A 12,352-nucleotide genomic window follows, 5' to 3' on the forward strand; every position below is an offset into this window, starting at 1 on the left:
AAACCGGTACGGTTCGCGCCCTCCCGTCAACGTACCGCCCGGGCGATCCGGTTCCGCGCCGGAAGGGCCGCGTCGCCGGCCCGCTCGTCGTCGCCCGGGGCCGGCAGCCGTACCGTACGCTCTCCGCCGGTGTCCAGGAAACGGGCGAGCGGCAGGGTCGCGGCGCCGACGGTGACGGCGTCGGTGCCGAGCCGGCCCAGCTCGATGGAGGTCTGGGCGCAGGGGTGGCGCAGCGCGTACGCGGCGGCGACCTCCCGGACGGTGGGCAGGATGCGCGGGCCGAGCATGAGCCCGGCCCAGCCGCCGAGCACGATGCGCTGCGGGTTGAAGAGGTTGATCAGGTCGGCGATGCCCGCGCCCAGGTACTCCGCGGCCTCGGCGAGCAGCGCCTCGGCCTCGGGGTCGGTGTCGGCGGCGGCGAGCAGCGCGGCGAGCGCGGTCTCCTCGCTGACGCCCTTCGGCGCGGCGGGCCAGCGGCCGAGCAGCGCCTCGGCGCCGACGTAGGCCTCCAGGCAGCCGCGCGAACCGCAGCGGCACGTGCGCCCGCCGACCCGCAGGGTGGTGTGGCCCCACTCCCCCGCGCTGCTGCTGGCGCCGTGGTAGGGCTTGCCGTCGGTGACGACGCAGGCGCCGACGCCGGAGCCGATGAGGGCGATCACCACGTTGTCCGAGCCGCGTCCGGCGCCGAACCACATCTCGGCCTGGCCGAGGGTCTTGGCGCCGTTGTCGATGAAGAGCGGCAGCGTGGTGCCGGCCCGCAGCAGCCGGCCGAGCGGGACCGCGTCCCAGCCGATGGTCTGTCCGTGCACGACGATGCCCGCGCCGTCGCCGGGCGGGGCGTCGGGGGCGGCGTTGTGGGCGACGATGCCGGGCACGCCGACGCCGACGCCGAGCACCTCGCTGTCGTCGATCCCGGCCTCCCGGACGACCCCGGCGATGCCCTGGAGTGCGAGGCTCACGACGTGGTCGACGTCGTGCCCGCTGTCGGACAGCGGCAGGTCGGCGGCGGCCCGTTCGGTCAGCGCGAGGTCGAAGAGCTCGACCCGGACCCGGGTCTCGCCGACGTCCACGCCGACCACGTAGCCGTAGCCCGGGGCGACCTGGAGCAGCATCCGCGGGCGCCCGCCGTCGGACTCGACGGCCCCGGCCTCCTCGACCATGCCGTCGGCGATCAACTCTCCGACGACGTTGCTGATCGACCCGGCGCTGAGCCCGGTGTCGCGGCCCAGCTCCTGCCGGCTCAGGGGACCTTCGAAATACAAATGACGCAGAAGCGATGCACGGTTGCCGCGCCGCAGGTCACGCACGGTGCGCTTGCCTCGCTCAGCCATCGAGTCTCCCTCCCGGGGGGTCCGGCGTGAATCTATCGCTGCACAAGGTCTTGACGCCACCTTTTCTCACAAGTTAAATCACGGCCTGAAATAAGGCACAGGCGCTGTTCACTTCCTGAAGCGATCCCACCCCTGAGAGGGAACCGTTATGCGCACCAGCACCTCCAGCAGACTCGTCGCGGCCACCGCCCTCGTGGCCGCGCTGGGTCTCACGCTCGCCGCCTGCGGTGGCGGCGACGACGACAGCGGCGGCAGCAAGTCCTCGGGCGGCAGCCCGAAGGGCCAGACGATCACCTACTGGGCCAGCAACCAGGGCACCAGCATCGACGCCGACAAGAAGACCCTGGCCACCGAGACGGCCAAGTTCACCCAGCAGACCGGCATCAAGGTCAACGTCGAGGTCATCGGCTGGGCCGACCTGCTCAACCGCATCCTGGCGGCCGCCACTTCCGGCCAGGGTCCGGACGTGCTCAACATCGGCAACACCTGGTCGGCCTCCCTCCAGGCCACCGGTGCCCTCATGCCGTGGGACGACGCCGCCTTCCAGACCATCGGCGGCAAGGACAGGTTCTCGCCTGCGGCCATCGCCTCCGCGGGTGCCGCGGGCAAGGACCCGGCCGCCGTGCCGATCTACTCGATGGCGTACGGCCTGTACTACAACAAGAAGATGTTCGCCGCGGCCGGCATCCAGAACCCGCCCGCCACGTGGGACGAGTTGGTCGCGGACGCCACCAAGCTCACCACCGGCGGCAAGTACGGCCTGGCGGTCGAGGGCGCGAACGCCGCCGAGAACATCCACCACATCTTCGTGCTCGCCAAGCAGCGCGGTGCGAGCTGGTTCGACGACAAGGGCAACCCGACCTTCACGGGCCCGCAGCAGGTCGCCGCCGTCAAGCAGTACATCGACTTCATCGCGGCCAACAAGGTCGCGGCCAAGGGCGACGCCGAGTACGACCAGAACCAGACGATCACCGACTTCGCGACCGGCAAGGCCGCGATGATGATGTGGCAGACGGCCGCCGCGAGCATCGCCTCGCACGGCATGAAGCCCGACGAGTACGGCGTGGTGCCGGTTCCGACGCAGACCGCGGGCGCCACCGGCGACGCGGGCGTGACCTCGATGGTGGCGGGCATCAACATCGCCATCTTCCAGGACACCAAGCACAAGGAGGCCGCCGAGGCCTTCGTGAAGTTCATGACCAGCACCGACGAGCAGAAGGTGCTCAACACCAAGTACGCGTCGATCCCGCCGGTCATCGAGGCGCAGAGCGACCCGGCCTTCCAGACCCCGGACCTGAAGGTCCTGGGCCAGGTGCTGCAGAAGTCCGCCGCCCCGCTGCCGCAGGTCGCCAACGAGAGCCAGTTCGAGAACCTCGTCGGCCCCGCCGTCAAGGGCCTGTTCGCCGACGCCGCCGCCGGCAAGCCCGTCACGGACGACTCCGTCAAGGCCGCGCTGCAGCACGCGCAGCAGCAGATGCCGACGTCGTAAGGATCGGCCCTCCTCCATGACTGCCACCGCCCCCCCGAGGCGCGTGCCCGAAGCCGGCCCCGACAGCGGGAAATCCGCTGCCGGCGGCCGGCTGCGGCCGCGTGTCGTCGAACGCATCCGCCGCGGCGGACTCCCGTACCTGATCCTGCTCCCCGCCATCCTGGTCGAGCTGCTGATCCACATCGTGCCGATGGTCTTCGGCATCCTCATCAGCTTCAAGAACCTCACCCTGTTCTACATCCACCACTGGGACAGGGCCCCCTGGTCCGGCTTCGACAACTACAAGGCCGCGGTCAAGATCCACCAGCCGATCGGCCAGGAGCTGCTGCACTCGTTCTGGGTGACGCTCTCCTACACACTGCTGTCGGTCGCGCTGTCCTGGCTGCTCGGTGTCGCCGCCGCGATCCTGCTCCAGGACAAGTTCCGCGGCCGCGGCCTGATCCGCACGATCTTCCTGGTGCCGTACGCGCTCCCGGCGTACGCGGCGCTGATCACCTGGGCCTTCATGTTCCAGCACGACACCGGTCTGGTGAACCACGTCCTGCACGACCAGCTGCACGTCACCTCCAGCAAGTCCTTCTGGCTGCTGGGCGACAACGCCTTCTGGTCGATGGTGATCGTATCGGTGTGGAAGTCCTGGCCGTTCGCCTTCCTGGCACTGATGGCCGGTCTGCAGAACATCCCGCGCGAGCTGTACGAGGCCGCCGCCATGGACGGCGCCGGCGTCTGGCAGCAGATCCGCAAGATCACCATGCCGGCCCTGCGGCCGGTCAACCAGGTGATCGTGCTGGTGCTGTTCCTGTGGACGTTCAACGACTTCAACACGCCGTTCGTGATGTTCGGTCAGAACCCGCCGCACCAGGCCGACCTGATATCCATCCACATCTACCAGTCGTCATTCATCAACTGGAACTTCGGCTCGGGCTCGGCCATGTCGGTGCTCCTGCTGCTCTTCCTGCTCGTGGTGACCGCGATCTACCTGCTGGTCACATCCAGGGGAAGGAGCGAGAACGATGTCTAGGTCCCGGTTCTCCGAGCAGCCGTCCCCGATGGCGCAGCCGAAGTCCTTCCTGTGGACCCGGCGGATCGTGCTGACGCTCCTGCTGGCCTTCGTGCTCGTCCCCGTGTACGTGATGCTCAGCTCGTCCCTGAAGAACCTCCAGGACGTGCAGGGCTCCTTCAAGTGGATACCGCACAGCCTGACCGTCAAGCCGTACGTGGACATCTGGAAGACCATCCCGCTCGCGCACTACTTCGTGAACTCGCTGATCGTGTGCGTGAGCGCCACCGCCTTCTCGGTGCTGCTGGCGATCTTCGCGGCGTACGCGGTGAGCCGCTACCGCTTCGCGGGCCGCAAGGTCTTCACGGTGTCCGTGCTGGCCACCCAGATGTTCCCGGGCATCCTCTTCCTGCTGCCGCTGTACCTGATCTTCGTCAACATCGGCAACACGACGGGAATCACGCTCAACGGCAGCCGGCTCGGCCTCATCATCACCTACCTCACCTTCTCGCTGCCCTTCTCCATCTGGATGCTGGCCGGCTACTTCGACTCGATCCCGCGCGACCTCGACGAGGCCGCGAAGGTCGACGGCTGCGGCCCGATCCGTGCGCTGTTCCAGGTCGTCGTGCCGGCCGCCGTGCCGGGCATCGTCGCCGTGAGCGTGTACGCGTTCATGACGGCCTGGGGTGAGGTGCTCTTCGCGTCGGTCATGACCAACCAGTCCACCAGGACGCTGGCGGTCGGCCTGCGCGAGTACGCCACCCAGAACGACGTGTACTGGAACCAGGTCATGGCCGCCTCCATCGTGGTGAGCGTGCCGGTGGTCGCCGGATTCCTGCTCCTCCAGCGTTACTTGGTCGCCGGGCTCACCGCCGGCGCGGTCAAGTGACCCTTCCCGAAAGGCAGCTTGTGAACGACCTGAGCGCTCTTCCCGCCGATTTCGTCTGGGGCGCGGCCACCGCCGCGTACCAGATCGAAGGCGCCGCGGACGAGGACGGCCGGGCCCCGTCCATCTGGGACACCTTCTCCCATACCCCCGGCAAGGTCGACGGCGGCGACACCGGCGACGTCGCCTGCGACCACTACCACCGCACGGCCGAGGACATCGGGCTCATGAAGACCCTCGGCCTGGACGCCTACCGCTTCTCCATCGCCTGGCCCCGCGTCGTCCCGCAGGGCTCCGGCGAGGTCAACGCGGCCGGTCTCGCCTTCTACGACAAGCTGGTCGACGACCTGCTGGAAGCGGGCATCACCCCCAACGCCACCCTCTACCACTGGGACCTCCCGCAGGCCCAGCAGGACCGGGGCGGCTGGCCCGAGCGCGACACGGCCGAACGCTTCGGCGACTACGCGGCCGTGGTCGCGCAGGCGCTGGGCGACCGCGTCAAGAACTGGGCGACGCTCAACGAGCCGCTGTGCTCGGCCTGGATCGGCCACCTGGAGGGCAACATGGCCCCCGGGTGGACGGACCTGACCGCAGCGGTGCGCGCGTCGTACCACCTGCACGTCGGGCACGGCCTTGCCGTGCAGGCGCTGCGGGCGGCGTACTCCGACGTCCAGGTCGGCATCGTCAACAACCTCAGCCCGTGCGAGCCGGCCACCGACCGGGAGGCCGACGTCGCGGCGGCGCGCCGGGCCGACGGCCACACCAACCGCTGGTGGCTCGACCCGATCCACGGCCGCGGCTACCCGCAGGACATGGTCGAGCACTACGGGGTCGAGCTGCCGGTCAAGGACGGCGACCTGGAGTCCATCGCGGCTCCGCTGGACTGGCTGGGCCTGAACTACTACTTCCGCAACGTCATCGCGGACGACCCGACCGGACCCGCGCCGCACGCCAAGGCCGTGTACCTGCCGGGCGTGCGCCGCACCGCGATGGACTGGGAGGTCAACGCGGACGGCCTGGAGCAGCTGCTGGTCCGGCTGCACGAGGAGTACGGCGCCCGGAAGGTCTTCGTCACCGAGAACGGCTCGGCCTACCGCGACACGGTCGGCGCCGACGGCCAGGTCGACGACCCCGAGCGCACGCAGTACCTGGAGGAGCACCTCGCGGCCTGCGCCCGCGCGGTCCGCCGCGGGGTGCCGCTGGCCGGCTACTACGCCTGGTCGCTGCTGGACAACTTCGAGTGGGCCTACGGCTACGACAAGCGCTTCGGCCTCGTCCACGTCGACTACACCACCCAGAAGCGCACCGTCAAGGGCAGCGGACGCCGGTACGCCGAGATCATCGCGGCGCACCACCGCAAGGCGCGCCGCGCCGCCTGACCCGGCCCGGCCCGCGAGGGGTGGCGTCACCGGTCCCGCCGGTGCGTCACCCCTTTTCGGGTTCCCTGGCCAGCAGCCGACCGGCCGGGGGCCCGGCCGGGGCGCCGCCGGAGGCGACGCGGCGGCCGCGCAGCCAGGTCTCGCGCACCACGCCGTGCAGGGTGCGGCCCGCGTAGGCGGTGACGGGGTTGCGGTGGTGCAGCCGGCCGGGGTCGACGGTGAAGGCGGCGTCCGGGTCGAGCACCGCGAAGTCGGCGTCCCGGCCGGGCGCGATCGCGCCCTTGGCGGCGAGCCCGGCGAGCGCCGCGGGCCCCTGCGCCATCCAGCGGGCGACGTCGCCGAGGGTGTGGCCGCGGCGCCGCGCCTCGGTCCACACCGCGGACAGGCCCAGCTGGAGCGAGGAGATGCCGCCCCAGGCCTCGGCGAAGTCGCCGGTGTCGCGGCGTTTGAGGGCGAGCGTGCAGGGCGAGTGGTCGGAGACGACGCTGCCGATCGTGCCGTCGGCGAGCGCGGCCCACAGCGCGTCCTGGTTGGCGGCCTCCCTGATCGGCGGGCAGCACTTGAACTCCGTTGCCCCGTCCGGGACTTCCTCGGCCGTCAGGGTCAGGAAGTGCGGGCACGTCTCGGCGCTCACCGGCACTCCGGCACGCTGCGCCGCGGCGATCAGCGGCAGCGCGGAGGCCGACGACAGGTGCAGGACGTGCACGCGGGCGCCGAGCCGCGCGGCCAGCTCCACCAGGCCCTCGACCGCGCGCTCCTCGGCGGCGGGCGGCCGGGAGGCGAGGAAGTCGGCGTAGTGCGGGCCCGGTCGCTGCGGGGCGCCGTCGATCACCGCGGGGTCCTCGGCGTGCACGATCAGCAGCCCCCCGAAGCCGGCGATCTCGGCCAGCGCGGCGGACAGCTCCGCCGGGGACAGCGGCGGGAATTCGTCGACGCCCGAGGGCAGCAGGAAGCACTTGAAGCCGAAGGCGCCCGCGTCGTGCAGCGGCCGCAGGTCGGCGGTGTTGCCGGGTACGGCACCGCCCCAGAAGCCGACGTCCGCGTGCAGCCGGCCGCGTGCGGCGGCGCGTTTGACCTCAAGGTTGGCGGTCGTCGTGGTGGGCGGAATGCTGTTGAGGGGCATGTCGACGAGCGTCGTGACACCGCCCGCGACGGCGGCGGCGGTGGCCGTCGCGAAGCCCTCCCACTCGCTGCGGCCGGGGTCGTTGATGTGCACATGGGTGTCGACCAGGCCCGGCAGCAGCACGTCCGTCCCGAGGTCGTGGACGGGCACGCCTGGCGGCAGGGGCGCGTCGTGCGCGAACACCGCGGCGACGACCCCGGCGCGTACGGCCACGGCCGCGGGGCGCTCACCCTCGGGGGTGACGACGCGGGTGGAGCGCAGCACCAGGTCGGGGGCGGGGCCCGCGGCGTGCCGGGTGCGCAGGGCGTACTCGGCGTTGTCGGCGTGCTCGGCGTCCAACGGGCTGCCTCCGGGGGCGAGTTGGGGGCGGGGCGGGGACAACTTCGCCAACGACCCTGTCGACGCTGCTGACGGACATGGTGGAGAGCCCCCGGCCCAGGCGTCAAGGGCGATAGGATTCCGCACAGCGAAAACCGCCTTCCACGACCGGCCGCACCGCCGGCGACGACCAGAGGGGACCGCACGTGCCTGCGGAGCGCACCGGAGGTGTCCAGTCCCTCGAACGGGCCTTCGGCCTGCTGGAGCGGCTGGCAGACGCGGGCGGCGAACTCGGCCTGAGCGAGCTGTCCGCCGTGAGCGGGCTGCCGCTGCCGACCATCCACCGGCTGATGCGCACCCTGCTCGCCGGGGGTTACGTCCGGCGGCAGCCCAACCGCCGCTACGCGCTCGGGCCGCGGCTCATCCGGCTCGGCGAGACGTCCGCGCGGCTGCTCGGCACCTGGGCCCGGCCGTACCTGGCCGAGCTGGTCGAGGCGACCGGCGAGACCGCCAACATGGCGCTGCTGGACGGCGACGAGGTCGTCTACGTCGCGCAGGTGCCCTCGCGGCACTCGATGCGGATGTTCACCGAGGTCGGACGGCGGGTGCTGCCGCACTCCACGGGTGTCGGCAAGGCACTGCTCGCCGGTCTGCCCGCGGCGGACGTGCGCGCGCTGCTGGCGCGTACCGGCATGCCCGCGGCGACCGATCGCACGCTCACCGAGCCCGAGGCCTTCCTCGCCGAACTGGAGCGCGTCCGGGCCGCCGGCTACGCGGTCGACGACGGCGAGCAGGAGACCGGGGTACGGTGCCTCGCGGTGAGCGTGCCGGATTCGCCGGCGCCCGCCGCAATTTCCGTCTCGGGCCCGGCGGCGCGCGTCACGGACGCGGTGACGGAGAAGATCGTGCCCGTCCTGCACGCCGCGGCGCGCGGGCTCGCGGCAGCGCTCAGCGGTGCGGGCGGCGCGGCCTGACGGGGACGGGCTGCGGCGGCTGCCGGTTCAGCTCCCGCTCCACCGCCTCGCGCAGCGCCGCCACCGGGGCGGCGAGCGCGCTCACCGAACCGAGGGCCGCCGCGATCAGCAGGAGCGACTGGCGCAATTGCTCGGGCGCCGGGGCGCCGCCTCCGGCCTGCCGCTCCAATTCGGCCAGCTCCTCCTCGGCAACCGCCCGATCGGGTAAGAAACGGTGGTATTCCGCGACTTCCCGCTCAAGGCGGATCACCGCGGCACGTAACGACACGTCACCGCCGGCCGCCGGCCGTACGGGACCTTCGCTGCGGTCTCCATTGACCACACGCGTCTCCCCCACAAACATCCGCCCCTGCCTCGTGCGCACCTCTTGCCCCACCGATTCCGCCTCTCGGGTACTGGGGGCGATCAGTAAACGCCCTGCCGCGCAATTGCGCCACACGGTCGGCGAAAGATGCGTCAAAGTCGCTGCGCGGGCCACACCGAGAGGTCGAGGGTCGCGTACCCGTCCGGGCCGGCCGCCGGGGACAGGCTCCTGACGGTCACCAGGGCGACGGTGCCGTCCGTGCCGACCACGCACAGCCGCGCCTCCTGGACGAGCCCGGCCCGCGGGAGCACCTGGACCCGCGTGTCGCCCTGCGCGGCGCTGCACCGCTCGCGCGTGCCGGCCTCCTGCGGGGCGAGCAGTACGAGGGAGCTCCGGGAGGGCGCGGCGACCAGGGCGTCGCCGGTGCCGTCGTAGCCGAACGTGCCGGTGTCCGCGCCCTCCTGGAGGCGCAGCGGATCGGCGGTGAGATCCAGTGCCTGGCCCGCGTGCAGCGTGACCGCGAGGTAGTCCCGCTGCCCGCCGCCGCCCGGTGCGGGGGCGTCGCCGGTCGGGCTCGGGCTGGGGCTGGGGCTCGGCGCTCCGCCGCCGGGCGCCTGCGAGGGGGCGGTGGAGTGCGGCACCGCGGACGCGGACGAGTGGTCCGCGGAACCGTCCTTGCCGAAGCGGCCCGCCACGATCACCCCGCCCGCGACGGCGGCCGCGAGCGCGATCCACACCGCGGGCCCGCCACCGCGCCGCTTCCCGGCCGGTACGGGCGCGGTGTGCCCCGCGGGCGGCGGGACGAACACCGGCACCCCGTGGGCGGGTGTCGCCCCCGGCGGCGCGGGCGGCTGCGGCGGCAGGGGAGCTGCCGGGGGCGGCGGTACGGGAGCGGAGTGCGTCGGCGGCAGGACGACCGTACCCGCGGCGGGCGTCGCCCCGGCGTGCACGGGTACGGGCTGCTGCGGCGGTACGGGAGCCGGCGGTACGGCACCCGGCGGCGCGGGAGGCACCGGCGTACCCCCGGCGGGAGTCGCCCCCGGCGGCACAACCGGCTGCGGCGGCACGGCAACCCCGCCCGCGGGCGTCGCACCCGGCGGAAACGGCGCGGCCGGCGAGCCCGCGTTCGGCCCCCCCGGCGGCACAGCCACCCCGCCCGCGGGCGTCGCACCCGGCGGAAACGGCGCGGCCGGCGAGCCCGCGTTCGGCGGCTGCGGCGCGGACGCGGACGCCGCGCCCGGGGCGCCCGGCACGGCACCCGGGTCCGCAGGCGCTCCCCCCGTGGCCGCGGGCGGCGGCGCCGGTGACGGAACCGTCGGCCATGTGCCCGGCGGTGGGAGAGGCGGGAGCGGCGGGGGGAGGGTCAGGAGGGTCTGGAGGGGGACGGGGAGCCAGGGGTCGGGGCGACGGCCGTGGCCGGCCTGCGCGCACATCGCGACGACCTGCGCGGGCGAGGGCCGCAGCGCGGGGTCCTTGATGAGGCAGCGGGTCACGATCTCCCGTAGCTCGCCGGGGAGTTCGTTGAGGTCGGGCTCCTCGGCGAGCTTGCGGCCGGTGTCCGGGTCGAAGGGCGCGGTCCCGATCGCGGCATAGGCGGCGAGCTGGCCGAGCGCGAAGACGTCGGTGGCGGGCACGGGCGCCTTGTCCGCGGCCTGCTCCGGTGAGGAGAAGGCGGGGATGCCGGGCGCGTCGGCGGCGGCGCGCGTCACGCCGTAACCGGTGACGCGCGGCCCGTCCGCGGCGAGCAGCACCGTGCCGGGGCCGAGTCCGGCGTGCACGACGCCCGCGTGGTGGACCGCGCGCAGCGCCTCCGCGACCCCGGCGACCAGCCGCAGCACCGTCGGCACGGGCAGCGGCCGCCCGGTGTCGCTGACGGCGGCGTGCAGCGTGAGCGCGGGGACGTAGCCGGCGGCGAGCCAGTAGCGCGTGCCGTCGTGCCCGCTGCCGAGCACCGGCACCGTGTAGGGGCCGCTCACCCGGCGTACGGCCTGGACGTCGTGCTCGAAGGCGGCGGCGAAGCCGGCACGGGCGGCGAGTTCGGGCCGGACGGCGGTGAGGGCGACGGGGTGGCCCGCGGGCGCGTACGCGAGGTAGACGGGGCCGAGCGAGCCGACGCCGAGCCGCGCGGCGACGCGGTGCCCGCCGATCGCCGCCGGATCGTCCGGCGCGAGCGGCTGATACAGCGGCCCCGGGTGGCCGGGGTACCCGGGGGCGGCGTGACCCCCGGTGTGCTGAGCGCCCATCAGTCCCCGTTCCTCGGGCCTACGCGGACAAGCCCGCCGGCGCGGGTGCGGGGGTGCCGCGGGCGCCGGCCGGGCCGTGCGGCGCGGGCACCGACGCGGGTGCCGCCCCTCCCGGCCCGTGGCCAGACGATACCGGAAGCCACGGGGGCGGCCGGAACCCGTTCCGATGCACGCCGGGCGCGGTATGCAGAAGCCATGGACTCTCACGGCGAGGTGGCCGGCCTGCTGCTCGCGGCCGGTGGCGGGCGGCGGCTCGGCGGCCGTCCGAAGGCGCTGCTGGCCCACCGCGGGCGGCCGCTGGCCGAGCACGCGGCCGAGGCGCTGCGGGCGGGCGGCTGCGGGCCGGTGCACGTGGTGCTGGGCGCGGGCGCGGAGCGGGTACGGGCCGAGGCGCGGCTCCCGGGCTGCGTCGTGGTGGACAACCCGCACTGGGCGGACGGCATGAGCACGTCGCTGCGCGCGGGCCTGGCCTCGCTCACGGCGGCCCGGCCGCGTCCCGCCGCGGTGGTCGTCACCCTGGTCGACCAGCCGGGCGTGGGCGCGGCGGCCGTGGCCCGCGTGGCGGCCGCCGCCCGCGCGGGCGACGACCTGCTGTCGGCGCTGGTGTCCGCGGTGTACGGGGAGCGCCGCGGCCATCCGGTACTGATCGGCGCGGCCCGCTGGGCCGGGGTCGCGGCGAGCGCGGCAGGCGACAGCGGCGCACGGGCGTACCTGCGCGAGCACGCCGGGCAGACGCTGCTGGTCGACTGCGCGGACATCGCGACCCCCGCGGACATCGACTCCCCCGCCGACCTGCGCCTGCTGGAACCCCCCGGGCTCGGCACGGACGCGGGCTGAGCCCCTCCAGCACACCGCCGAGCCGTCCGGCGGGACGCCACGAGCCCGGCCCCGCGCCTGGCCGGGCGGCAACCCACGCCGGACCGCACACCCCGGCCGGAGCGCCACCCACCCCTCGCCGGACAGCGCCGAGCCCCACCGGACCGCGTCGGGTCCCACCGAGCGGAAACCCTCGCCGCGGACGCCGCCGAGCCGTCCAGCGAGTCAGCACAAGCCCCGCGCCTGGCCCGGCGGCAACCCACGCCGGACCGCACACCCCGGCCGGAGCGCCACCCACCCCTCGCCGGACAGCGCCGAGCCCCACCGGACCGCGTCGGGGCCCACCTCCGGCGGCGCCGGCCCCCGCCGTGCAGCCGAACCGCCGCCGGACGGAGGCAGGTACCCGCCACGCCGGCCCCGGCCGGACCGCATCGCGCCCCCGGCGGCGCAGGGCCGCCGGACCACACCGTCCGCCGCGCGGCGCCGCGC

The 12,352-nt window shown here is 73.9% G+C and carries 10 protein-coding genes; 6 read left to right on the forward strand and 4 right to left on the reverse strand.

Annotated features, from left to right (window positions below; genetic code table 11):
• Positions 1 to 26: 26 nt before the first annotated feature.
• The gene (locus IH54_RS0111700) at positions 27 to 1,331 is read right to left on the reverse strand and encodes an ROK family transcriptional regulator (protein WP_031515645.1); all 1,305 of its coding nucleotides are present in this window, start codon (positions 1,329 to 1,331) and stop codon (positions 27 to 29) included.
• A gap of 148 nt (positions 1,332 to 1,479) precedes the next feature.
• On the opposite strand from IH54_RS0111700, the gene IH54_RS0111705 reads away from it, so the two are divergent.
• The 4 genes from IH54_RS0111705 to IH54_RS0111720 are packed head-to-tail and all read left to right on the forward strand — an operon-like array spanning position 1,480 to position 6,085.
• On the forward strand, positions 1,480 to 2,820 hold the full coding sequence (locus IH54_RS0111705) for an ABC transporter substrate-binding protein (RefSeq protein WP_031515646.1): 1,341 nt from the start codon (positions 1,480 to 1,482) through the stop codon (positions 2,818 to 2,820).
• Between the two features lie 16 nt (positions 2,821 to 2,836).
• Positions 2,837 to 3,841, forward strand: a complete 1,005-nt coding sequence (locus IH54_RS0111710; RefSeq protein WP_031515647.1) for a carbohydrate ABC transporter permease — start codon at positions 2,837 to 2,839, stop codon at positions 3,839 to 3,841.
• Positions 3,834 to 4,709, forward strand: coding sequence for a carbohydrate ABC transporter permease (locus IH54_RS0111715; RefSeq protein WP_078862109.1), 876 nt, complete (start codon positions 3,834 to 3,836; stop codon positions 4,707 to 4,709). Before IH54_RS0111710 ends, IH54_RS0111715 begins: the two co-directional genes overlap by 8 nt.
• A 20-nt stretch (positions 4,710 to 4,729) precedes the next feature.
• Positions 4,730 to 6,085 carry a GH1 family beta-glucosidase gene (locus tag IH54_RS0111720; RefSeq protein ID WP_031515651.1) on the forward strand — a complete coding sequence of 452 codons (1,356 nt, stop codon included), beginning with the start codon at positions 4,730 to 4,732 and terminating at the stop codon, positions 6,083 to 6,085.
• Positions 6,086 to 6,131: 46 nt separating this feature from the next.
• Here the strand turns inward: IH54_RS0111720 and allB are convergent, their stop codons facing one another.
• Complete coding sequence (allB, locus tag IH54_RS0111725; protein ID WP_052397330.1) at positions 6,132 to 7,511, reverse strand: allantoinase AllB; 1,380 nt, start codon at positions 7,509 to 7,511, stop codon at positions 6,132 to 6,134.
• A gap of 221 nt (positions 7,512 to 7,732) precedes the next feature.
• On the opposite strand from allB, the gene IH54_RS0111730 reads away from it, so the two are divergent.
• Positions 7,733 to 8,500, forward strand: coding sequence for an IclR family transcriptional regulator (locus IH54_RS0111730; RefSeq protein WP_043180544.1), 768 nt, complete (start codon positions 7,733 to 7,735; stop codon positions 8,498 to 8,500).
• On the opposite strand, the gene IH54_RS0111735 is transcribed toward IH54_RS0111730, so the two are convergent.
• Both IH54_RS0111735 and IH54_RS47640 read right to left on the reverse strand, forming a co-directional pair.
• Positions 8,475 to 8,750: a DUF5955 family protein gene (locus IH54_RS0111735; protein ID WP_234343462.1), complete on the reverse strand. Its 276-nt coding sequence runs from the start codon at positions 8,748 to 8,750 to the stop codon at positions 8,475 to 8,477. The genes IH54_RS0111730 and IH54_RS0111735 overlap by 26 nt on opposite strands.
• Positions 8,751 to 8,956: 206 nt before the next feature.
• The gene (locus tag IH54_RS47640; RefSeq protein WP_052397315.1) at positions 8,957 to 11,047 is read right to left on the reverse strand and encodes a serine/threonine-protein kinase; all 2,091 of its coding nucleotides are present in this window, start codon (positions 11,045 to 11,047) and stop codon (positions 8,957 to 8,959) included.
• Between the two features lie 195 nt (positions 11,048 to 11,242).
• Here IH54_RS47640 and IH54_RS0111745 point away from each other — a divergent pair, with 195 nt between their 5' ends.
• A complete protein-coding gene (locus IH54_RS0111745) occupies positions 11,243 to 11,884 on the forward strand; it encodes a nucleotidyltransferase family protein (RefSeq protein ID WP_031515660.1) in 642 nt (213 codons plus the stop codon).
• Positions 11,885 to 12,352: the final 468 nt, after the last annotated feature.

This window comes from Streptomyces sp. NRRL F-5123 (genome assembly GCF_000721495.1).
Classification (GTDB): domain Bacteria; phylum Actinomycetota; class Actinomycetes; order Streptomycetales; family Streptomycetaceae; genus Actinacidiphila.